General features: G+C 66.2%; 21 protein-coding genes. 3 read left to right on the top strand and 18 right to left on the bottom strand.

What is annotated here, in order from left to right; genetic code table 11:
• Positions 1-12: 12 nt before the first annotated feature.
• From KB874_RS05820 to KB874_RS05800, 5 genes are all read right to left on the bottom strand, one after another.
• Complete coding sequence (locus KB874_RS05820) at positions 13-1,113, bottom strand: flagellar basal body P-ring protein FlgI (protein WP_212535613.1); 1,101 nt, start codon at positions 1,111-1,113, stop codon at positions 13-15.
• The gene (locus KB874_RS05815; protein ID WP_212535612.1) at positions 1,113-2,111 is read right to left on the bottom strand and encodes a flagellin; all 999 of its coding nucleotides are present in this window, start codon (positions 2,109-2,111) and stop codon (positions 1,113-1,115) included. The genes KB874_RS05820 and KB874_RS05815 overlap by 1 nt, the downstream gene beginning before the upstream one ends.
• An 11-nt stretch (positions 2,112-2,122) precedes the next feature.
• Positions 2,123-3,571, bottom strand: coding sequence for a FlgK family flagellar hook-associated protein (locus tag KB874_RS05810; protein ID WP_212535611.1), 1,449 nt, complete (start codon positions 3,569-3,571; stop codon positions 2,123-2,125).
• 35 nt (positions 3,572-3,606) lie between these two features.
• Positions 3,607-4,902 (bottom strand): flagellar hook protein FlgE, encoded by a 1,296-nt coding sequence (locus KB874_RS05805; RefSeq protein WP_212535610.1) that lies wholly within the window; start codon positions 4,900-4,902, stop codon positions 3,607-3,609.
• 96 nt (positions 4,903-4,998) lie between these two features.
• The gene (locus KB874_RS05800; RefSeq protein ID WP_212535609.1) at positions 4,999-5,835 is read right to left on the bottom strand and encodes a flagellar motor protein MotB; all 837 of its coding nucleotides are present in this window, start codon (positions 5,833-5,835) and stop codon (positions 4,999-5,001) included.
• 206 nt (positions 5,836-6,041) lie between these two features.
• Here KB874_RS05800 and KB874_RS05795 point away from each other — a divergent pair, with 206 nt between their 5' ends.
• Entirely contained in the window at positions 6,042-8,219 is a 2,178-nt protein-coding gene (locus KB874_RS05795; protein ID WP_212535608.1) for a YjbH domain-containing protein, read from the top strand.
• A complete protein-coding gene (locus tag KB874_RS05790; RefSeq protein ID WP_212535607.1) occupies positions 8,216-8,893 on the top strand; it encodes a YjbF family lipoprotein in 678 nt (225 codons plus the stop codon). Before KB874_RS05795 ends, KB874_RS05790 begins: the two co-directional genes overlap by 4 nt.
• 18 nt (positions 8,894-8,911) lie before the next feature.
• Here KB874_RS05790 and KB874_RS05785 read toward each other — a convergent pair whose 3' ends face one another.
• Together KB874_RS05785 and KB874_RS05780 are read right to left on the bottom strand one after the other, a co-directional pair.
• A complete protein-coding gene (locus KB874_RS05785) occupies positions 8,912-9,523 on the bottom strand; it encodes a sugar transferase (protein WP_212535606.1) in 612 nt (203 codons plus the stop codon).
• A complete protein-coding gene (locus tag KB874_RS05780; RefSeq protein ID WP_212535605.1) occupies positions 9,520-10,362 on the bottom strand; it encodes an NAD-dependent epimerase/dehydratase family protein in 843 nt (280 codons plus the stop codon). Before KB874_RS05780 ends, KB874_RS05785 begins: the two co-directional genes overlap by 4 nt.
• A gap of 101 nt (positions 10,363-10,463) precedes the next feature.
• Here KB874_RS05780 and KB874_RS05775 point away from each other — a divergent pair, with 101 nt between their 5' ends.
• On the top strand, positions 10,464-11,576 hold the full coding sequence (locus KB874_RS05775) for a polysaccharide biosynthesis/export family protein (RefSeq protein ID WP_346346510.1): 1,113 nt from the start codon (positions 10,464-10,466) through the stop codon (positions 11,574-11,576).
• 71 nt (positions 11,577-11,647) lie between these two features.
• Here the strand turns inward: KB874_RS05775 and KB874_RS05770 are convergent, their stop codons facing one another.
• The 11 genes from KB874_RS05770 to bchL all read right to left on the bottom strand — a co-directional run bounded on the left by KB874_RS05770 (position 11,648) and on the right by bchL (position 20,733).
• On the bottom strand, positions 11,648-12,082 hold the full coding sequence (locus tag KB874_RS05770; RefSeq protein WP_212535603.1) for a c-type cytochrome: 435 nt from the start codon (positions 12,080-12,082) through the stop codon (positions 11,648-11,650).
• 93 nt (positions 12,083-12,175) lie between these two features.
• The gene (gene hemA, locus KB874_RS05765) at positions 12,176-13,390 is read right to left on the bottom strand and encodes a 5-aminolevulinate synthase (RefSeq protein ID WP_212535602.1); all 1,215 of its coding nucleotides are present in this window, start codon (positions 13,388-13,390) and stop codon (positions 12,176-12,178) included.
• Positions 13,380-14,192, bottom strand: coding sequence for a putative photosynthetic complex assembly protein PuhE (gene puhE, locus KB874_RS05760; protein ID WP_249200316.1), 813 nt, complete (start codon positions 14,190-14,192; stop codon positions 13,380-13,382). Before puhE ends, hemA begins: the two co-directional genes overlap by 11 nt.
• Positions 14,193-14,264: 72 nt before the next feature.
• Positions 14,265-15,395, bottom strand: coding sequence for a magnesium-protoporphyrin IX monomethyl ester (oxidative) cyclase (acsF, locus tag KB874_RS05755; protein ID WP_212535600.1), 1,131 nt, complete (start codon positions 15,393-15,395; stop codon positions 14,265-14,267).
• On the bottom strand, positions 15,392-15,688 hold the full coding sequence (locus tag KB874_RS05750; RefSeq protein WP_212535599.1) for a hypothetical protein: 297 nt from the start codon (positions 15,686-15,688) through the stop codon (positions 15,392-15,394). The genes acsF and KB874_RS05750 overlap by 4 nt, the downstream gene beginning before the upstream one ends.
• A 13-nt stretch (positions 15,689-15,701) precedes the next feature.
• Positions 15,702-16,166: a photosynthetic complex assembly protein PuhC gene (gene puhC, locus KB874_RS05745; RefSeq protein ID WP_212535598.1), complete on the bottom strand. Its 465-nt coding sequence runs from the start codon at positions 16,164-16,166 to the stop codon at positions 15,702-15,704.
• A gap of 5 nt (positions 16,167-16,171) precedes the next feature.
• The gene (gene puhB / locus KB874_RS05740) at positions 16,172-16,807 is read right to left on the bottom strand and encodes a photosynthetic complex putative assembly protein PuhB (protein WP_212535597.1); all 636 of its coding nucleotides are present in this window, start codon (positions 16,805-16,807) and stop codon (positions 16,172-16,174) included.
• Positions 16,808-16,874: 67 nt separating this feature from the next.
• Entirely contained in the window at positions 16,875-17,657 is a 783-nt protein-coding gene (gene puhA, locus KB874_RS05735) for a photosynthetic reaction center subunit H (protein ID WP_212535596.1), read from the bottom strand.
• A 27-nt stretch (positions 17,658-17,684) separates the two neighbouring features.
• Positions 17,685-19,115: a PucC family protein gene (locus KB874_RS05730; RefSeq protein WP_212535595.1), complete on the bottom strand. Its 1,431-nt coding sequence runs from the start codon at positions 19,113-19,115 to the stop codon at positions 17,685-17,687.
• A complete protein-coding gene (bchM, locus tag KB874_RS05725; protein ID WP_212535594.1) occupies positions 19,112-19,813 on the bottom strand; it encodes a magnesium protoporphyrin IX methyltransferase in 702 nt (233 codons plus the stop codon). Before bchM ends, KB874_RS05730 begins: the two co-directional genes overlap by 4 nt.
• Complete coding sequence (gene bchL / locus KB874_RS05720) at positions 19,813-20,733, bottom strand: ferredoxin:protochlorophyllide reductase (ATP-dependent) iron-sulfur ATP-binding protein (RefSeq protein WP_212535856.1); 921 nt, start codon at positions 20,731-20,733, stop codon at positions 19,813-19,815. The genes bchM and bchL overlap by 1 nt, the downstream gene beginning before the upstream one ends.
• Positions 20,734-20,763: the final 30 nt, after the last annotated feature.

The following is a 20,763-nucleotide window of genomic DNA, read 5'->3' as shown; positions in this document are numbered from 1 at the left end:
CCCCGGCTTTCGTCACATCACGACGAATTCCGCATGTAGCGCCCCCGCGGCCTTGATGCTTTTCAGGATGTCGATCATGTCGCGCGGACTGACACCCAGGGCGTTGAGTCCCGCGATGACCTCCGACAGGCTGGTGCCGCCCGGCACCTCGGCGAGGCCGATACCGGGTTCCTCCTCGATCCCGGCGGCGGTGCGCGGCACCACGACCGTCTCACCCTCAGCGAAGGGGTTGGGCTGGATGGCCAGTGGCGCCTCCTCGATGCGCAGGGTCAGGTTGCCTTGCGACACGGCGACACGCGAAATCCGCACATCCGCACCCATCACGATCGTGCCCGAACGCTGGTCGACCACGACACGCGCGCGGCGTTCGGGCTCGACCGACAGGTTCTCGATCCCGACGACGGCCCGAGCAGGAGAGGCAGCACCGGTGCGCTGAAGGTCAACCGTGATGGTGCCGGCGTCCATCATTGTCGCCGCGCGCCGACCGACGGCGCGGTTGATGACATCCTCGATCCGCGCGGCGGTGGTGAAGTCGGGTTCGCGCAGGGCAAGCCGCAGGGTCGAAAGCTGCGAGAAGTCGAAATCCACCTCACGCTCCACCCGCGCGCCGGCAGGGATCACGCCGGAGGTCGGAACACCCTGGATGACGCGCGCGGCCTCGCCTTCTGCCTCGGCGCCGCCGGCGATGACGGTGCCCTGGGCCACGGCATAGATCTGCCCATCAGCGGCGTTCAGCGGCGTCATCACCAAGGTGCCGCCCAGAAGGCTCTTGGCGTCACCGATGGCCGACACCGTCACGTCGATCTGTCCGCCCGCGCGGGCGAAGGCAGGCAGCCGGGAAGTGACGAAGACCGCCGCGACGTTGCGCGGACGGAACTGTTCGCCCGTCACGTTGACGCCCAGCCGTTCGAGTATGTTCGACATGATCTCTTCGGTGAAAGGCGCGTTGCGCAGCCCGTCTCCGGTCCCGTTCAGGCCGACGACAAGGCCATAGCCGACCAGGTCGTTCGAGCGAACGCCATCGACCTCGACCAGGTCCTTGATGCGGACGTTCTGCGCCTGGGCCGTGACGCCGAGGCAGATCAGGAGGACAGCGAGAAGGCGGGTGAGCATCAGAGAAACTCCGTCAGGGAGAGGCGCTGCGAACGCACGGTGATGGCATAGAGGCTTTCCAGCTGGGACCGAACATTCTCATAGCGGGTCGCGGTCTCGTATTGGTCGGTTCCCACCAGGTCGAGGCGGGCCAGCTGGGTCGCGGTACGCTCGGACTCGATCCTTGCGGTGTTTTCCTCGATCCGGCCTTCCAGCGCGCCGAGGCCGCCACGCAACTCGACAATGTCCTGCTGCGCACCCAGCAAGCCCTCGCCGGAGGTGCTGAGCATCTTCACCTTTTCGGACACCGGGATCACCAGCCCGGGCTCCGACGCGAGACTGGCCATGGCCAGCGGCTTGAGAATCGCGCGAAGCGCATCGTCCGTCGCCTTGATGTCCAGCGTCGCCCGCTCGTTTTCGCCCAGTCGCAGGGGCGCGATACCCGTGCCGGACCCCTGGTAGATCGTCGTCTCGAAGGTGCCGCCGGGGGCAAAGAAGGCGTCCAGCGCCGCCTGGATGTCGGTGGCGGTCGTCAGGCCGGTCACGGCCGTCCGCAACTCGGTCATCATGGTTTCAAGGTCCGGCATCGCGCTGCGATCCGTGGCCGTGCCCGAGAACAGGAAACGCCCGCCGACAGAGCGGTTAAGCGCCCCAAGCGTCTGACCCAGAGCATCGCGGGCATCCCGGCTCATGGTACCCAGCAACGCCTCGGACGGGGTCAGTTCGGCGGAAATCAGCGTCTGCGAGGTGGATTGCGCCCGCTCCTGGATCTCGCCCAGCGCCTGCTGCATGGCCCCGGTCAGCAACGCCGCCTCGGCATTGGCGAAACGGAAGGTATCCAGCCTCTCGAGCGACCGGTCGATGGCCAGCAGCCCCGAGACGTCGCCCCGCAGATGTGCCCCCTTGTCCTTGACGAAGCCGGTCGCCACCTCGACGGCCAGAACGTCCATCTCTTCTCTCAGGCGCACCTGGTTGGTGCGCAGAACCAGCATGCGTGCCAGATCACCGACGGAATCCATACCGTGCCTCCTCAGATGTTGAGCAGCCGCATCAGAAGTTCGTCGACTGTCGACATCACTTCGGCATTGGCTGCATATTGCTGTTCGATCCGCATCAGGATCTGTAGCTCCTGGTCGGTGTCGACGCCGGTCGACAGTTCCAGTTCGGACAGGGCGGTGTTGCGGGTGGTCAGGTAGACCTTGGCGGATTCGGCGCGGACCCGGTCGCCGGTCACCGCGGCAGTGAAATCCGCCGCCCGGTCGGCAAAGCTGCGCGACACCGGCGAGAGCGCCGGCGAGGCAGGCAGGCCGGATGCGGTCAGCGCATCGGCGATGCCCTGAAGGAGCCGCCCGTCGCCCACATCGCCCAGTCCGGCCGCGTTCAGGCCGTCTCGCAGCCGCCAGCTGCCGCCGCCACCGGGGGCGACAAGGGCGTTCAGGGTGATCCGCCCGGCCAGGCCGGTCTCGTTCAGCGGATCGAAGGCGCCGCCGAGATCGGTGAAAAGCCCGGGATCGGTCGCGCCGAGCGTTGCGTCCGGGCCGCCGGGACCAAGCCGTTCGACAAGGTCGCGCGCAATTCCGTCCAGCTGGGCCTGATAGCCGGTAGCGGCGATGTCGCGGATCTCGAACTGCGCCGCAAGGTCGCCGCCGCCGAACATCCCGGCCGGCGGTGCCGTCACCGGGTTGCCGTTCAGCGTCAGGCCCGAGAGTGGCCCGCCCGACAGGATCATGTGCGGCGAGACCGCGGCGGTCGGCGAGAATTCCAGCACCGAGGGCTTGCCATCCAGGAGCACACCCCCGCCGGTCGTGTAAAGCGCGATCGCGCCACGATCGCGCTGGATGATCCTGACGGGCACGATTTCCGCGATGCTGTCGATCAGGCGCTGGCGTTCGTCCAGCAGGCTTGCCGTGTCGCCATTGCCGGCCTGGGCCGCCACGATGTCGGTGTTCACGTCACCGATCCGCACCAGCGTGTCGTTCAGCCTGGTCACCTGCGCCGCGATGCTGCGGTCGGCATCGGTGCGCGCCTGCTGCACCGTCCCGGACAGGTCCCGCAGCGTGTCGGCCAGCGCGTTGGCCGAATAGGCGACGCTTTCGAGCCGTTGGGTCGCGGCCGGATTGGCGGCGGCCGCGATCATCGCGTTCTCGAAGGCCAGGACCCGGTTCGCCAGCGAACCGGGCGCCTCGCTGTCACCGACCGCGGTCTCGATCCGGCTGACGAAGGCGTGCAGCGAATCACCGTTGGCCAGCGCGGCGTCCGACTGGCGCCGATCCGACAGGATCGCCGCGTCGACATGGCGGATGACGCCGTCGATACGCACCCCGCCCGTTGTCCCCGCGCCGTTCGAAGACAACCCGAGGGTGCGGCGGCCATAACTTTCGGTGCTGGCATTGGCGATGTTGGCAGACACGAGACCGGCCGCACGCGCATTCGCCGTGAGTCCGGACAGCGCATTGGAGAGCGCGCCTGAAAGGGACATCTATCGTCCTCCTGCTGTTGCGGCCGGTCGTCGGATCAGCGCTTGATGTTGGTGGTTTCCTGCAGCATTTCGTCCACCGTCTGGATGACCTTGGCGTTCGACGAATAGGCCCGCTGCGTCTGGATCATCGACGTTAGTTCCTTGGCGATGTCGGTGGTCGATTCCTCGAGCGCGAAGGAGCGCACGTCGCCGGTCGGGCCGTCACCGGCATCCCACAGGAAATACGGCCCGCTTTGCGGAGTCGGACGGAAGGTCTGGGAATCCAGCGCCTCGAGCCCGTTGTAGTTCGGCAGGTCGACCAGCGGCACCTGGTAGAGAACGCGGGTCACGCCGGTGTCGTAGTTGGCGCTGACATAGCCGTTGGCATCGACCTCGATCCCGATCATGTTGCCGACCTTCGACCCATTCTTGTCGATCGCGATGGGAGCGAAGCTGTCGGACAGTTGCGACAGACCGCCGGGTTCGCCCGGTGCGCCGATATCCACGATGATGGGACCGCCGGCCACCATGATCTCGAGCTCGCCGGTGGCCGGATCATAGGCACCGCCAGTCGTGGTGGCGACGCTGAGGATCTTGCCGCCGCTGTTGCGCGCGTCGTCGAAGGTCACGACATATTCCCCGACCACCGCGCCGGCCTGCGCGGAATCGGTCATGGTCATCGTCCATTCGTTCGAGGCGCCAGTCGCCGGAACCGTCGGCGTGAAGGTCATCGCGATGCTTTGCGAAACGCCGAGGTTGTCGAAATACTCAACCGACAGGAAATAGGAGTCGCCCGGTCCGTCGGCCTGCGTTTCGATCGCGGGCAGGTTGAGGCTCATGTCGACATTCGTGGTCGGATCGCCCGTCAGGCTCAGGCTGAACTGCACCGGTTGCAGACCGTCGACCGTATCCCGCGGAAAGGAGGGAATGGTGCCGTCGATGTTGGCGGGCCAGCCCAGCAGGAAATGGCCCGACTGATCGGCCAGGTATCCGTCCTCGTCCAGGCGGAAGGACCCTGTCGGGGTGAGCAGCAGTTCCGGTTCGCCCGTCGCCCGCAGTTGCGTGGCCGAGACGACCGGCAGCATGCCCTTGCCGCGCACCGCCAGGTCGGTGGCGTTCTGGGTCGAGACAAGCGACCCCTTCTGGTCCACGTTTCGCGTCGTGTAGGTGGTCACGCCACCGGCGGTATAGCTGCGGCCGGTATTGCCCATGACGAGCGAGCTGAATTCCGTATCGACCCGCTTGTAACCATAGGTCGACGCGTTCGCGATGTTGTCGGAAATCGTGCCCAGTCGCGACGCGTTGGCCGCGAGCCCGGAAACCCCGGCATTGAGAGAGGATGAGATGGTCATGGACGTGCCTTTCTGCAGTTTCCGATCCAGTCGGGAACCACAGATACGCACGCACGCTTAATACCCCACTAACAGCTAAAATCCGAGACACTCCGATCAGAGCTGCCGCAGAAAGACGATCTCCAGCCGGTTGTTCCTGATGTCCATCGGATTCTCCCGCGCCGGCTCTCGGTCGGCGTGCGACGTCATGCGTTGAACCCGCCGATCGGCAAAGCCGTTTTCCACCAGGAGGTCGCGGAAGGTGCCCGCCCGCATCGCCGACACGTCCCAGGCGGGATCGCTTGCCAGCACCACCGGATAGGCGGCCGTGTGCCCTTCGACCGCGATCGGGTTGGTGACCATGCGCGCCGCCTCGGCGAGAACCGCTGCAAGATCGCGCAGCGTTTCGGTCGGCCTGCCGTCCCCGGCGAAAAGCGGCGTATCGGCTGTTTCGAACAATTCGATCACCAGCCCCTCGTCGGTCACGCGGGTGATGACGTGCTTGCGCAGGCGGTCCGACAGCATCGCCTCGCCCCCGCGACCCAGCAGCGTTTCCTCGACAATCTCGAACTGCTCTTCCTCGGCGGCCTTTTCCTGCGCTTCGCCGGGCGACGCGGTGCCCTTGTCGCGGTTTTCCGCCAGCGGCCGCAGGCTGGTCGAGCCGGTGCCGACACGCGGCAGTGCGTTCTCGGCGAACACGCTGTCGCCGCCCAGCGCACCATCCCCGCCGCCCGATACGCGGGCGACCGCGATCGTCGGCGTGAAATAATCAGCGATTCCCTTGCGTTGTTTTTCCGTCGTCGCGTTCAGCAGCCACATCAGCAGAAAAAAGGCCATCATTGCCGTCACGAAGTCGGCATAGGCAACCTTCCATGCGCCGCCATGATGCCCACCAGCAATGACGACCTTTTTCCGCTTGATGATGACTGGCGCAACAGTGTTGTTGCCACCCATCTCACCACCCGTTCTTTCCCACCGCCTCAGGTGTAGCGCCCGACCCTTTCCCGCGCCTTAAAGCCTAGAAATGTTCATTCTTTGCCGGACAATGGCTCCAGCGTAGCGATTTTCCCACAACCCGGTGCGGGCTTGTCCCCGGGCAATAGACTTGGTCGGGCAAAGCGACTACGCAGAACGGGATTTCATGTGGAGGGTGGCCAGTCATGTCGGAGAAGAGCGCGCGACGGCTCCGTAAACGGGTCCGCCTGGGAAGCCTGGCGCTTGCGATGTTCGCCGTGGGCCAGGTGGCGCCGGCACAGCAGCAGGAAAGACTCCCGGACTACAACCTTTACGGTGTGCCGGGCCTGATCGACATGCCGACGTCGGACGCGGCGCCTGATGCGACGCTGTCCTCGACCTTTGGCGCCTTCGGCAAGCAGTTGCGCACGACTTTGACATTCCAGATCACGCCGCGGCTTTCCGGCAGCTTCCGCTACTCGGCGCTGGACGATTTCAGCGGTGCCGGAGCAGTCGGCGGGCGCTACTACGACCGCAGCTTCGACTTACGCTACCAGCTGCTGACAGAGACGGACACGCGCCCGTCGCTGACGATCGGCTTTCAGGATGTCATCGGCACCGGCCTCTACAGCAGCGAATATATCGTTGCGACCAAGGAGATCGCGCGCGGCCTGCGCCTGACCGGCGGTATCGGCTGGGGCCGGCTGGGCAGCTACGGTTCTTTCGGCGACACCGGCACACGCCCGAACGTGACCCTGGGCAGAGGCGGCATTCCGACCTATGACCGCTGGTTCCGCGGTCCGGTGGCGGGCTTCGGCGGGCTCAGCTATGCGGTGAACGACCGGCTGTCGCTGAAGGCCGAGTATTCCTCTGATGCCTACGACATCGAGGCCGGGCGCAGCGGCATGACCCGTGACAGCCAGTGGAACTATGGCCTGGACTACCGGTTCCGGAACGGCACGCAACTGTCGCTCTACCACATGTATGGAAACGAGATCGGCGCCCAGCTGACGCTGTTCACCAACCCCACGACGTCCGGCATCCCGGGTGGCCGCGAGGGCGCGCCGCTGCCGGTTGCGCCTCGTGCGCCCGGCGCGGCCGCCGACCTGGGCTGGACGACGGACACCGCCCGCGTGCAGCAGGCCGGGGCGTCTCTGTCCCAGCTGGCCGCCAACGAGGGGATCGTCGTCGAAGGCCTCGACCTTCAGGCCAACCGTGCCGTCGTGCGCATGCGCAACGAGCGCTACGGCGCGCCCGCCCAGGCGGTGGGCCGGCTGGCCCGCGCCATGACGCGCGCCCTGCCCGCCTCTGTCGAACAGTTCGAGATCATCCCGGTTGTCCGTGGCATGCCGATGTCCTCGATCATCCTGCGCCGCAGCGACCTGGAGCGGCTGGAACACGACGACTCGCTCGAGATGCTGGCGCGGACCCAGATGATCGATGCCTTCGGTCGCGTGCCCCCGGCAGCGCCGGGCCAGTATCCGCGCTTCACCTGGTCTTTCCTGCCCTACGTGCAGGTGTCGGTCTTCGATCCGGACAACCCGGTGCGAGCGGATGCCGGGCTGCGGGCGCGGGCCGAGTATCGCATCACGCCGAATTTCGTCCTGTCAGGCTCGGTGACCAAGAAGCTGAACGGCAATCTCGGCGATTCGACCCGCGTGTCGGCATCGAACCTGCCCCGGGTGCGCACGGACCACGCACGCTATGCCGCTGAAGGTGATCCGGCCATCGAATATCTGCAACTGGCGCATTTCGGACGCCCGGCCAAGGACCTCTACAGCCGCGTCACCGTCGGCTACCTCGAGCCGATGTTCGCCGGCGCCTCGGCGGAACTGCTGTGGAAACGCGTCAACAGCCGCTTTGCGCTGGGCGCTGAAATCAACTACGTGGTGCGCCGCGACTTCGACCAGTTGTTCGGCACCCAGAGCATGACGACGATCGAACCCGTCACCAACTCGGTCAACGGCGTGCCCGGCACGCGTGAGACAATCCCCAGCGTGAACGGCCATATCTCGGCCTATTACGACTTCGGGAACGGGTTCCACGGCCAGATGGATGTCGGCCGATACCTCGCCGGCGATTACGGCGCGACGCTCCGGCTGGACCGCGAATTCGCGAATGGCTGGCGCATCGGTGCCTATGCCACTTTCACCGACGTCTCGTCGGAGGAGTTCGGCGAAGGGTCGTTCGACAAGGGCATCCGCATCACGATTCCTATCGGCGCGCTGACCGGACAGCCCTCGCGCAATCGCAACGACCTGGTGATCCAGTCGCTGACGCGGGACGGCGGTGCACGGCTGAACGTGAACGACCGGCTTTACGAGCAGGTCCGCGAATACCATCGCCCTGACGCCGCGAAATCCTGGGGGAGGTTCTGGCGATGACACCACGCATGCTTCGTCCCGTCGCCGCGCTGGCGCTGGCTCTGGTTCTTGCGGCCTGCGGCAGCGAGCAGCAGACCGTCAACCCGCTGAACGCGCTCAAGGCGATTCCGCAGGTTCTCTCCGGTCAGCGGCCCGCGCCGCCCCAGGTCAGCGCCGAACAGGTGGCCGCGGCCCTGCGGGGTACAAACGGGCCTCTGCTGCTGGTGCAGCAGGAACAGTCGGGCGCGCAGGTCCTGTTCACGCAGATCGAGCGCAACGGCCCCTATGCCACCTATGGAAATGCCGCCCGTCAGGCGGTGGTGCTTCGCAAGGGCCTGATCACTTCCAGCCGGGGCCTTGGCGGCGACCTGATGTCGACGCAATCGGACTGGCTGCTGGCACGCGTCAGCGCACGGCAGCCGGCGCGCCGCGTGCCCTACATCCTGCGGTTCCTCACGCCCGAGGACGAGACCCGGGTCATCACCGTCCTGTGCGACCTGACGCTAGGGCAGTCGATCGAGGTCAAGGGGGGCACGCTGAACACGCGCGGCACGGCGGTCAACGCATCCTGCGCGGGCAGCGGCGTTTCGTTCAGCGATACCTACGTGGTGGGTGCGAACGGAACAATCCTGTCGTCTCGGCAATGGCTGGGCCCGACACTGGGCCACGTGGCCACGCAGGCGCTGCGCCTGTGACGACATTGCATCCCGCGCTCAGTGCAGCGGGATGCGTCGGAACACCGTGGCGACCATCAGCTTGAAATCCGAACAGACCGTGCGGCGCGCCGCATAGAGCAGGTCCAGCCGCGCCTTGACCGGCACGCAGCGGCGGCAATAAACCGCCTCTGTCTGCTCGGGCGTGGTGCATCCGGCCAGCAACGCCTCTTCGCGATGGTGAAAGACCAGCGTCGCCATGCCGGTGATTCCGGGACGAGACTTGAGAACCTCGGCATAGAGATCGGGGAACATCTCGACATAGCGGCGCAGCGGCGGGCGAGGACCGACGAAACTCAGGTCGCCGCGCAACACGTTCCACAGTTGCGGCAGTTCGTCCAGCCGGTGCCGGCGCAGGAACGCGCCCGTCGGCGTGATCCGAGCGGCCTTGTCGCCGCCCGACACGCCGCGGTCGGCGCGGTCGGGCGTCATGGTGCGGAATTTCAGCAGCATGACCGGCTGGCCCGGCGCCTTCATCCGTTCCGAGCGGTAAAGGACGGGCCTCCCGTCACGCAGCAGGATCGCCAGCGCGACCCCGGCGATCAGCGGCAACAGCACGATACCCAGCACCAGCGCCGAGGCCAGGTCGAGTGCGCGCTTCATCGGTGTCATGGCCAGCACCCCGTCGCCCGCGCCTGCGCCACAAGATGCGCAGGGTCGGCCTCTGCCTCGGACAGCGGGCAGACCGTGGACAAGAGCGCCGTGTCGAGGGCAACCAGGCGCAACGCCTGCGACGGCGCGGGCTGCCACTTGACCTCGCACCCCGCCGCGCGTGCCAGGGCATCCATGCCGGTCGGCACCGGCACCGCCACGTTGACCGGCCCATCGGGCGCTGTTGGGTCGCACAGCGCCACGATGGCCCGCGCCAGCGCCTGCGGCGCGATATAGCTGCGCCGCGGGGCGGTGCCGTCATCGAAGCGGTCCAGCCGGACGGTTCCCCCGGGACGCATGTTGCCGAACAGGCTTTCGGCGCCGGCGACACTGCCGATCCGCATGAAGACCTGCCCGGGAACACGAGTGGCCAGCACCCGCCGCTCCATCTCCAGCTTGGCATGGCCGTAGCCCCCGGCCGGCGCCGTCGGGTCCGTTTCCGACCAGGGCCGCGGACCGGCGCCGTAGACCGCCGCGCTGGAGCAATGCAGCACCCGCGCCGCGCCCAGGGCGCGGCCCAGCCGCACCGCCTCGGCGGCCAGCGCGACATTCATCGCCAGTGCCTGCGCGTCGCCCCGCGTGACGCCCCATAGGGCAAGCACCGCATCGACCCGTGGCAGGGCGGAAACCGGGTCGCCGGGCGCCCAGACCGGCCCATCCCCCTGCCCCGCCTCGCGAAACACCGGAACGATCTCTGGCCCGCCATCGGCGCCGTCTCGCCAGACCGCGCGCAACATCCGGCCCAGCCGTCCGCTGGCGCCGGGGATCAGGATACGCAATGGTTGCGGTCTGTCTGCCACGGTCGGGTTCTTTCCTCTTTCCTGACGGTGCACGCCTGTTTATCAGGGGTGAGATTGCCGATAAAGTCCACAAGACCGGGGCTGTAAGCCGGGGGGCAAAAGTGACTTCCATCTACCGTCGAACCGCGATTCTGCTGATCGCGCTGAGCGTATCCGCTTGCAGCCTGCCGCGCGGCGCGGCGCTGCAATCGGAAATTCTCAAGGAACCGGACCAGCAGAACCCGACCTTTCAGGTGGTCGAGGTGACACGCGCCAGCCTGCCCGGAATTGCCCGCTGGGCGGCGACCGGACAACAAGCCCATTTCCACTGGCCGAACACCTCTGACGGGGCGAACGCCAATTTCATCCGCACCGGCGACCGGCTCGACGTGACGATATGGGACAGCCAGGAAAACTCGCTGATCACCGCGCCCGACGAACGCTTTACCAAGATCGAGAACATCGAGGTCGAGGCTGACGGATCGGTATTCCTGCCTTACGTCAACCGCGTCCGGGTGCGCGACCTGACGGTCAGCCGCGCCCGCGAGCGGATCGAAGAGCAGCTGACCTCGATCGTGCCCTCGGCGCAAGTGCAGCTCAGCCTGCGCGAAGGCCGCGACAACGCCGTCGACATGGTCAGCGGCGTGGCCAAGCCCGGCGCCTACCCGTTCCCGAACCGCAATTACAAGATCCTCAGCGCGCTGGCCGATGCCGGCGGCATCCCGTCCGACCTGCGCAATCCGCGCATCCGGCTTCTGCGCGGCTCTGCCACCTACACGATCTCGGCGGACGCGCTGTATGAAAGCGGTGCCATGAACGCGCTGCTGCAACCGCGCGACCAGGTCATCGTGGAAGAGGACGACCGCAAGTTCATCGCGCTGGGTGCATCAGGAAAAGAGGACCTGATCTATTTCCCGACCGACGAGTTGTCCGCGCTCGAGGCGCTGGCCCTGATGAACGGCCTGTCCGACAGCCGCGCCGACCCCAAAGGCGTTCTGGTTCTGCGCGAGTATTCCGGCAAGCAGCTGCGCCAGGACGGCTCAGGCCCGTCCATGCCGCAGGTGGTCTTCGCACTGGACCTGACCAGCGCCGACGGGCTGTTCGCGGCGCGCAATTTCCGGATCATGCCGGACGACACGGTTCTTGCGACGGAATCGGCGGTCAACAGCGCGCGCACGATCTTCGGGCTGATCGGCTCTGTCGTCGGCCTGTCGAACCAGGTCGGCAACCTCTAGCGCATTCTTTAATGGCAACGAAAAAGGCGCGCCCCTCAGGGTGCGCCTTTTGTATTGCCGATGCCCAGTGATCAGCTCTGCGGGCCGACCGACACGAGGTAGGAATAGACGTCTTCCATGCCCTTGCGCAGCTTGAACGACATCTTCGACCGTGCACCGGAATCGCCGGTGTATTCCTTCAGGAAGGCCGCCGGGTCCTGCACGTAAGCGACAAAGCTCGCCTCGTCCCAGACCAGGCCCTTTTCGCCCGCCGCGACCAGAGAGTCGCCGTAGTTGAAGCCCTCGACGCTGCCGGCCTTGCGGCCAATGATGCCATAGAGGTTCGGGCCGGTACGACCGCCCTTGACGATCTCGGTGCCGTCATCGGCCACGATCATGTGGCACGACTTGCACTTGTTAAATTCCTTCTCGCCTGCCGCGACATCGCCGCTGCCAGCATGGCTTTCGGCGACGGCGGTGGTGGCCAGCGAAGCAACCGCGAGGGCCGCTGCAATCTTGAGTTTCATGGATAGACTCCCTTTGAACGTCTCCCGGGCCACTACGTAGCGCAGCACGGCCCTTGTCAACAAGGGCCGTCTCAACAGACCGCGACCAAAGCGCTAGGCGACGGCATGGGCGACGGCGCAGCGCTTCCACAGCGTTGTCAGCGCCATAACGAGGTGGTCGATATCGGCATCGCTGTGCAGCGGGCCAGGGGTGAAACGCAGCCGCTCCGTCCCCTTGGGCACCGTGGGATAGTTGATCGGCTGCACGTATATCCCGTAATCCTGCATCAGGATGTCGGCCAGCTGGCGGCATTTCACCGGATCCTTCACCATCACCGGAATGATGTGGCTGGGATTGTCCAGGTGCGGGATGCCGATCTGCGTCAGCCGCCTGCGCAGCTTGGCGACCTGCTCCTTCTGGCGCTTGCGCTCGACATCCGAGGTCTTGAGATGCGCGATCGAGGTCTGGGCCGCCGCCGCGACCGCCGGCGGCAGCGCCGTGGTAAAGATGAAGCCAGACGCGAAGGACCGGATGAAATCGCACAGCGCCTCGGAACCGGTGACATAGCCGCCTACCACGCCGAACGCCTTGCCCAGCGTGCCCTCGATCAGCGTGATCCGGTCCGCCAGCCCCAGCTCTTCGGACAGGCCGCCACCGCGCGGGCCATACATGCCGACCGCGTGCACCTCGTCGAGATAGGTCATCGCGCCGTGCTTTTCGGCGACCTCGACGATCTCCTGCATCGGGCAGACGTCGCCATCCATCGAGTAGACGGATTCGAACGCCACGATCTTGGTCGTATTGCTGGGCAGCGCCGCCAGCTTGCGGTCCAGGTCCTCGGGGTCGTTGTGCTTCCAGATCACCTTGTTGCAGCGCGCGTGGCGGATGCCCTCGATCATGCTGGCATGGTTCAGCGCATCCGACAGGATCACCGCGTCGGGCAGGCGCGAGCCAAGCGTCGACAGCGCCGCCCAGTTCGAGACATAGCCGCTGGTGAACAGCAACGCCGCCTCCTTGTGGTGCAGGTCGGCCAGTTCCGCCTCCAGCAACTTGTGCTGGTGGTTGGTGCCGCTGATGTTGCGCGTTCCGCCGGCGCCGCAGCCGCAGCGCGCCACCGCCTCCTGCATGGCCGCGATCACCTTGGGGTGCTGGCCCATGCCGAGATAGTCGTTGGAACACCAGACCGTTACCTGCTCGGGGCAATCCGCGTCATGGCTGCGTGCCTTGGGAAAGGCGCCTGCCTGCCGCTCCAGCTCTGCGAAGATGCGGTAATTACCCTCTTTCTTCAGGGCATCGAGCTGGGCGTTGAACAGTTTGTCAAAGTCCATGAGCGTCCTCCGTCGTCGTCTTTGTCATTTCAGGTTTGGGCGCGGGCAACATCCAGCGCCAGAGTTTCTCGTCCGGCAAGGGCAGGACCATGAACCAGTGCTCGAGCAGAGCAAGGGCCGTCATCGCCGACAGAAGCGAAAAGCCGATCGTGCCGGACAGGTGTTCGCTGGTGGCAACCAGCGCCAGCCAGCAACCGACCGCCAGGGTCAACCCGGTGATCGAAATCGGAAACAGCCAGTTCAGCCGGGCGTGGCGGAAATGGCTGGGCAGATGCGCCAGCGCAGCCGGCAAGAATTCGGTGTTGATCTTCGGCACGCCAAGGAACAGGTTCAGCTTGGCCGACACCCGCGCCGCGAACAGCAGCGCGAAGGTCAGGAAGCCGAAGGGATTTGCAGCGTCCCACAGGAACAGGCCCAGCGCGATGGTCGCGCCCGTCAGCAGGATCTCGTGGTAGGCGATGGTGCCCCAGGCCCGGATGAAGCGTTCCCATTCCGCCACGCCGCGCCGCAAGACCATGCGGTTCGGCCCGGTAATCGTGCCGGTCAGGAATGCCATCTCGATCCAGCCCCAGATCGCCAGCGCCGACAGGAAGGCGTGGTAGACCGCGCCGGGCGTGGCGTGGTCCGCCGTAGCCGCGATTCCCCAGACGCCAAGGCCCAGCATCGGCAGCGCCGCGACAGTCGCCATGTGACCGGCCCGCAACCCGCGCCGGTCGGCGATGCGCACCGCCACAAGGATCGCCCCGGTGGAAAACCACCAGAGAAACAGGGCCACGAGGGCGGCGATCCAGGGGTCGTTCAGCACGTCTTGTCCTTCATCTTGCCAGGTAAACTCCGGGGGTCCGGGGGCTGGCCCCCGGTCCCGCCGGTATCGTCAGTAGGCCGGCTGCAGACGAGTGCTGACCGGCACCGCATGCTTCTTCGCCGGGATCGTGTAGAGCGAGACAAAGGCAAGCGCGGCCTTGGCGGACCCCGCCATCTGGCTCAGCTTTCCGCCGACCCCGCCGCGCTTCTTGGCCGCGTCGATCTGCACGTTGGCGCGCTGTAGCCGTTCCAGGTTCGTCTGCCAGCGCGGATGGTCGATATCCAGCGTGATCGGGAATATCTGCTCGGACAGCTTGCTGGTCTTTGTATAGACCTCGTGCGCATACCAGTCCGGATCGACGCCCAGCGCCTCGTGGAAGGCCGGCCGCTGGTGGTCGCGGACATACATCGTGGCGTAGACCGCGGTCAGGAAGAACTTGATCCAGAACACGTTCACACCGCTGGTCAGCTTGGGGTCGGTCTTCATCAGCAGGGCGAATGCCTCGCCGTGGCGGAACTCATCGTTGCACCATTCCTCGAACCACTTGAAGATCGGGTGGAACCGGTGATCCGGGTTCGCCTGAAGGTGGCGGAAGATCGTGATGTAGCGGGCGTAGCCGATCTTTTCCGACAGGTAGGTGGCGTAGTAGATGAACTTAGGCCGGAAGTAGGTGTATTTCTTCTTCTGCGTCAGGAAGCCCAGGTTCACCGCCACACCCGCTTCGCGCAGCGCGTCGTTGATGAAACCGGCATGCCGTGCCTCGTCCCGCGCCATCAACTGGAACAGCTGCACGATGTCACCGTTCTTGCCGCGCCGCTTCATCTCCTTGTAGAGGACGCAGCCCGAGAATTCGGCGGTGCAGGAGGAAATCAGGAAATCGATGAATTCCTTCCGCAGGCCCGGCTCCATGTTGTCCCAGTCGACATGGTCCCAGTCCTCGTTCTTACGGAAATGGCCCTTGTTCGGGTCCGCTTCCATCTCGTCGATCAACTCGTCCCAGTCCTTGCGGACCGAGGAAACATCGATCGCGTCCATCTCGTCGAAATCGGTGGTGTAGAAGCGCGGGGTCAGCAGCGTGTTCTGCATCGCCACGTCGGTGGCGAACTTGCTGTCCAGCTTGGCCTGTTCCTCCTGGATGGCCAGGCCTTCCTCGACGGTGGTGGCATCCGCGGTGTGCTTGGGCATGGTCGGGGCGTTCATAGCGTCACCTCCTCGGAGAACGAGAATTCACACAGCTCCATCACCTCGAGATCGCCGGTCAGGCGGGTCCAGAGGCGTTCCAGCTTGGATGCGCGGACGATCACCGCCTCGCGGTCCTCGATCACGATCTCGCCGAAAGGCGCCATGATCTCGGGGCCCTGCACCTTGACCTCGTCACCTGGATAGATGACCGATCCGTCGTTGAAGCGCACATGCGCATGCAGGCTTTCGAACTTGTGGCTGATCTCGACGGTGCAGGGCACCTTCTCGATCTCGCGTGTCAGCAGTCCCATATCTTTTCTCCCATCAATCGAGCAGCAGCTTGGCGAAGGCTGCCGCGTTGTCCTGGCCGAAGCCCATGAGATCCGCGCTCCATCCGGTGCTGGGATCGGTGATGGCCATGCGGCCGTTTTCGAAGGCGCGGACGATGACGGGTCCGTCCAGCGCGACCCGCGCCTTCGTTCTTTCACGTTGCAGAACCCGCCAGATGCCCGACAGGAACCCGCCCTCTTCGGGGGACAGCTCGACGATCAGCGTGCCGTCCTCGGCACGCACTGTTGCGGCGCCCGACATCGCGCCGGTCAGGTGGATGACTCGCTCGGCCTTGACCGGGCTTTCCGGCGGGGCCGAGTTGACAGGCTGGCCAGTCCAGACATGGGCGCTGACCAGGATCAGGCACAGCATCACCAGCCCGAACATCGCACGCACCATGCGGCGGGGAACAACGTCCCTGTCGGAGGCAACGTAGATGCGGGGTTTCGTCTGTTCCATCGCCCTCACTCCGCCGCGACCGGGGCGATGCCCGGCTGGCGCCGCACGACCTGCGGCATCGACACGCGCGCCTCGGCCGAGTCCGCGATCATGCGCGCGACCTTCTCGGCCTCGGGGATGCAGCGCAGCGCCGGTTGCGGGCTGAGGATGTGCCAGGGCCGCACATGCGGCCAGCACATCGCATAGCCCAGCGGCAGCTTGCCCGACGCCTCGAGCGCGATCGTTCCCGTGCCACCCTTGCGCAGCGACAGTGCCGCGTTCGACACCTGCGTGTAAGGCAGGTTCAACGTCACGGTCAGCGCCGCGCCGATCCGCATGGCGATGCGCCGGTTGGTGACGGTATACAGCGTCGTGCGCGCCTGGATGTAGCCCACCAGCATCAGCGCGGCGATGACGATGCCGCCAAGGACCAGGAAGGGCAGCGCCGCGCCGATCGCCTGGCCCAGCGGCATCAGGTCGATCACCGAAACAAGGCGCCAGAGCGCGAGGAAGATGAAGTATCCGGCAACCCAGGGCAGGCTTAGCGCCTCCCAGGACAGCCGCCACCAGTCGGGGCGTCCCTGCCAGAGAATGTGCTCACCCTCGGGCGGCAGCTCCGGCAGGCCCGGGACCGGTTCGGTTGCGAAATCGTCATGGCTCATCGGTTACCCCCCGATTCTTTCGTGAAGGGGCGGCGGGCAGGATCGTCCGCCGCGCCCCGGGTCGTCATCAGCCCAGCTGCGGCTCCAGCCGGGACTCGTCGGCATAAAGCTTGCCGCCGCCGTAGTAGGCAGAGATCTTCTCTTCCTCGAGCTTGGTCACCTGCGTCGGCGCCTTGATCGTCGGTACGCCGGCAAAGTGCTTGCCATAGAGCGAGTGGACCTGGACGCGGTCGCGCAGGATGCGCGCCAGCGTCAGCGGCACCAGGCGCGAGCCCGCGCCGTATTCGCCGTCCAGCGTGTATTCGAGGTAGCGGACCATCTGTTCCGGCTCGTCCACCCACATGTCGCTGACCATGCCCACGATGGCGCCGTCCGCGGCCACCACCGGCAGCCCGCGCGGATCACGCCCCGCCGCGACCGAGAAGCTGTCCAGCTTGGACATCGGCACGATCTTGGGGTGGCCCTTGCCGTCCAGTTCCGGCTCGTCCCGGCGCGGCGCCCAGCTTGCGGGGCCCACGCCCGAGGCCAGCGGATCGCCCTTTGGCACATAGGGAAACCCACCGGCGCCATTCGTCGCCTCGAGCAGGCTGTCGATATCGCCGCGCTCGGGGGTCTGGCCCGACGGCACGGTGTATTCACCCCGGCCATGCGGCAGCTTGAAGGTCTTGTCGGACGGGACGGGGAACACGCCCCCGGCATCGGCCTGCGTGCCGTCCTCGTCCATCAGGGGATAGCCCTCGCGCTGGTTCTCGCGCTGGATCCAGATCACGAGGCCGACGAAGAAGAAGAAGAAAAGCCAGAGCGAGATACTCGCCAGGTCCAGGTTTCCTATGATGTAGTCTTCGACCATGGGTCTATCCTCCGTGTTGGGCCTTGGTCAGGTGGGGAAATCGGCAAGGCCCAGCCCTGTCGGTTTCGTGGTTGTTTGGCGTGTGCGGGACAGGAGCGGACCCAGCGCGACAAGCGTCACGAACAGCAGCCCGATCTCGGTATGGTAGACGACGGAGTAGCCGGTGGCGGGATCGTTCAGCGCCTCGCCCCAGGCGCCCGAAAGGGCGACCTGGTTGACGCCGTCGCGCAGGCCGCCGCCGATCAGGGTCGACAGGCCCGCTGCCGTGGCCTGCGCCGCGCCCCAGGCGCCCAGCGCCAGGCCCTTTCCGGCCTTGTCGGTATCCGGCATGGTCATCGCCGCCGTCAGGGTCGAGACCGCGAACAGCCCGCCGCCAAAACCGATCAGGATGGCGCCGGCAAAGAAGATCGTGGTCGAGTCCAACGGCGAGGCAAAGATCACCGCGCTGAAGGCCGCGACCCCCGCCAGCAGGCCACGGCCCGCCATGCGATAGGGGCTGAGCCCGGATTTCAGCCAGCGCGCCGCCAGCGCGAAACCCGTCAGCGCACCCGCCGCCCAGCCCGCCGTCAGCAGCGTGGTGGCCGAGACCGACAGGCCTAGGATCTGCCCGCCATAAGGCTCCAGCAGAACGTCCTGCATGTTGAAGGCCATCGTGCCGAGGAACACCACCGCCAGCAGCCGACCCGCCGTGCCGCCACGGGTCAGGTCGGCCCAGGCCTCGCGGAAGGACGGCGGCGGCGCCTCACGCTCTTCCTTGGTCATCGGGCGCACGCGCTCTTGCCGCCACAGCGCGGTCACGTTCAGCACCACGGTCACGACCGCCGTGCCCTGCACCACCTGGATCAGCAGAAGGCCAGAGAAGTCGCGCAGCAGCCAGCCGATCACGATGGCCGACAGACCCATGCCGATCAGGAACATCACGTAAAGCAGCGCAACAACCCGCGGCCGCGTTTCCTCTGTCGCGCGGTCGGCGGCCAGCGCCAGGCCCGCGGTCTGGGTCATGTGCATGCCGAGGCCCGTCATGATGAAGGCCAGCGCCGCCAGAACCTCACCGGCAAAGGGCACCTCGTGGGTGACATCGCCGCCCAAAACCAGCAGGCAGGACGGCATGATGGCAAGGCCGCCCATCTGCCAGAGCGTGCCGAACCAGAGATAGGGAATACGCTTCCACCCGATGGCGGACCGGTGGTTGTCCGATTTGAAGCCCAGCAACGCGCGGAACGGCGCGATCAGAACCGGCAGCGCAATCATGATGGCGACCAGCGTGGCGGGCACCGAAAGCTCGACGATCATCACGCGGTTCAGCGTGCCCAACAGCATGACGCCCGCCATGCCCACCGACACCTGGAACAGCGCCAGGCGCAGCAGTTGCTTCAACGGCAGGTCGTCCGACGCCGCATCCGAGAACGGCAGCAGCCGCCCCGAAACCCGTGCAATCTGGGCGCGGCTGACGATCATGCCCGGAACTCCAGCGCCTGCGAGATGTAGAACCCGCTGGTCACGCGGCCAAGATCGCGGATCTTTCCGACATCCCGAACCGCCTGAGCCAGCCGCGCCGGGCCGTGCGGAATCATGACCGGCGACCGGTCCGACCGGGGAAAGGCCTTGCCCGCATACCACATCGTCATCAGCAGCGGTGTGCGCGGCGCGACCGTGAACACGACCGACCCGCAGGTGCGCGCGCCCAGAGCATCCAGCGCCTCGCGGATATCGGTTTCCGTGTAGTAGATCAGGCTGTCCATCGCGATCACATGGTCGAAATGGCCCAGTTGCGCCGACAGCATGTCGCCGCTGGCGAATGTCACGCGGTCGCGCAGGTGATCCGGCAGGCGCCGCTCGGCGATCCCGACGAGGCTCGGAGAGATGTCGACAGCCATCACGTCGGCGCCGCGCTCGGCCAGTTCGATCGTGGTGGGCCCGGCGCCGCAACCGGCGTCAAGGATGCGCGCGCCTCTCAGGTCGGCGGGCAGCGCCGACAGCATCAGCGCCCGCATCCGATCGCGCCCCTGGCGCACCGTCTCGCGGATGCGCGACACCGGCGCATCCGAGGTCAGCCGCTCCCAGACGCGCGTCGCCGTCCGGTCGAAATAGTGTTCCACCCGGTTGCGCGTCGCGTCATAGTTGCGCGCGGTCTCGATGGGCGCACGGTCCAACATCAATCGAACCCCAGCAATTCAAAGATGTCCCGGTCTTCCAGCGGCTGCGGCATCAGCGGCTCGGTGCCGCTCCACAGGGTTTCCGCCAGGCGGATGTATTCGGCGCGGGCGGCGACGATGTCGTCCTCGTCCGGCATATCGAACAATGTCTTCTTCTTCAGGCGCGACCGCCGGATCGCGTCGTAATCCGGCATGTGCGCGATCCGCTTGAAGCCGGTCCGTTCGCAGAACCGGTCCACCTCGTTCGTCTCGCGGCTCCGGTTGGCGATGCAGCCGGCCAGCCGCACCTTGTAGTTGGCCGACTTGGCATGCACCGCCGCGACGATCCTGTTCATCGCGTAGATGCTGTCGAAATCGTTGGCGGTGACGATCACCGCGCGGTCGGCATGCTGCAAGGGCGCGGCGAAACCGCCGCAGACCACATCGCCCAGCACGTCGAAGATCACCACATCGGTGTCGTCCAGCAGGTGATGCTGCTTCAGCAGCTTCACCGTCTGCCCCACGACATAGCCACCACAGCCGGTGCCCGCGGGCGGGCCGCCCGCCTCGATGCATTTGACACCGCCCCAGCCTTCGGTGACGAAATCCTCGGGGCGCAGTTCCTCGGCGTGGAAATCGACCGATTTCAGGATGTCGATCACCGTCGGTTGCAGCCGCCCGGTCAGGGTAAAGGTGCTGTCATGTTTCGGGTCGCAGCCGATCTGCAACACGCGCTTGCCCAGTTTGGCAAAGGCCGCCGACAGGTTCGACGAGGTGGTCGACTTGCCGATCCCGCCCTTGCCGTAGACCGAAAAGACCTGCGCCCCCTCGATCTTCAGCGCGTCATCCTGGTGCACCTGCACCGATCCCTCGCCATCCTGTCCGCGCAGAACCGGCGGCGCGGACACACCGCGCGCCGCAAGCCCCGCTGCTTCTCGCATCGCGGCCCGGGCCGCAGGGGGGTTCTTGCT

The sequence above is a fragment of the Thetidibacter halocola genome (assembly GCF_018224955.1).
GTDB classification, from domain to species: domain Bacteria; phylum Pseudomonadota; class Alphaproteobacteria; order Rhodobacterales; family Rhodobacteraceae; genus Thetidibacter; species Thetidibacter halocola.
This window is presented reverse-complemented; position numbering and strand designations above follow the sequence as displayed.

What these genes read in the sequence shown, in the direction of transcription:
- KB874_RS05750 (WP_212535599.1), bottom strand. Translation starts at nt 15,688, where the DNA reads ATGGGACTGCTGACACGCGAGATCGAGAAGGTGCCCTGCACCGTCGAG.
- KB874_RS05820 (WP_212535613.1), bottom strand. Translation starts at nt 1,113, where the DNA reads ATGCTCACCCGCCTTCTCGCTGTCCTCCTGATCTGCCTCGGCGTCACG.
- KB874_RS05810 (WP_212535611.1), bottom strand. Translation starts at nt 3,571, where the DNA reads ATGTCCCTTTCAGGCGCGCTCTCCAATGCGCTGTCCGGACTCACGGCG.
- bchM (WP_212535594.1), bottom strand. Translation starts at nt 19,813, where the DNA reads ATGTTGGACCGTGCGCCCATCGAGACCGCGCGCAACTATGACGCGACG.
- KB874_RS05785 (WP_212535606.1), bottom strand. Translation starts at nt 9,523, where the DNA reads ATGACACCGATGAAGCGCGCACTCGACCTGGCCTCGGCGCTGGTGCTG.
- bchL (WP_212535856.1), bottom strand. Translation starts at nt 20,733, where the DNA reads ATGCGAGAAGCAGCGGGGCTTGCGGCGCGCGGTGTGTCCGCGCCGCCG.
- puhC (WP_212535598.1), bottom strand. Translation starts at nt 16,166, where the DNA reads ATGGAACAGACGAAACCCCGCATCTACGTTGCCTCCGACAGGGACGTT.
- KB874_RS05795 (WP_212535608.1), top strand. Translation starts at nt 6,042, where the DNA reads ATGTCGGAGAAGAGCGCGCGACGGCTCCGTAAACGGGTCCGCCTGGGA.
- acsF (WP_212535600.1), bottom strand. Translation starts at nt 15,395, where the DNA reads ATGAACGCCCCGACCATGCCCAAGCACACCGCGGATGCCACCACCGTC.
- KB874_RS05790 (WP_212535607.1), top strand. Translation starts at nt 8,216, where the DNA reads ATGACACCACGCATGCTTCGTCCCGTCGCCGCGCTGGCGCTGGCTCTG.
- KB874_RS05815 (WP_212535612.1), bottom strand. Translation starts at nt 2,111, where the DNA reads ATGGATTCCGTCGGTGATCTGGCACGCATGCTGGTTCTGCGCACCAAC.
- KB874_RS05770 (WP_212535603.1), bottom strand. Translation starts at nt 12,082, where the DNA reads ATGAAACTCAAGATTGCAGCGGCCCTCGCGGTTGCTTCGCTGGCCACC.
- puhB (WP_212535597.1), bottom strand. Translation starts at nt 16,807, where the DNA reads ATGAGCCATGACGATTTCGCAACCGAACCGGTCCCGGGCCTGCCGGAG.
- KB874_RS05730 (WP_212535595.1), bottom strand. Translation starts at nt 19,115, where the DNA reads ATGATCGTCAGCCGCGCCCAGATTGCACGGGTTTCGGGGCGGCTGCTG.
- KB874_RS05805 (WP_212535610.1), bottom strand. Translation starts at nt 4,902, where the DNA reads ATGACCATCTCATCCTCTCTCAATGCCGGGGTTTCCGGGCTCGCGGCC.
- hemA (WP_212535602.1), bottom strand. Translation starts at nt 13,390, where the DNA reads ATGGACTTTGACAAACTGTTCAACGCCCAGCTCGATGCCCTGAAGAAA.
- KB874_RS05800 (WP_212535609.1), bottom strand. Translation starts at nt 5,835, where the DNA reads ATGGGTGGCAACAACACTGTTGCGCCAGTCATCATCAAGCGGAAAAAG.
- puhA (WP_212535596.1), bottom strand. Translation starts at nt 17,657, where the DNA reads ATGGTCGAAGACTACATCATAGGAAACCTGGACCTGGCGAGTATCTCG.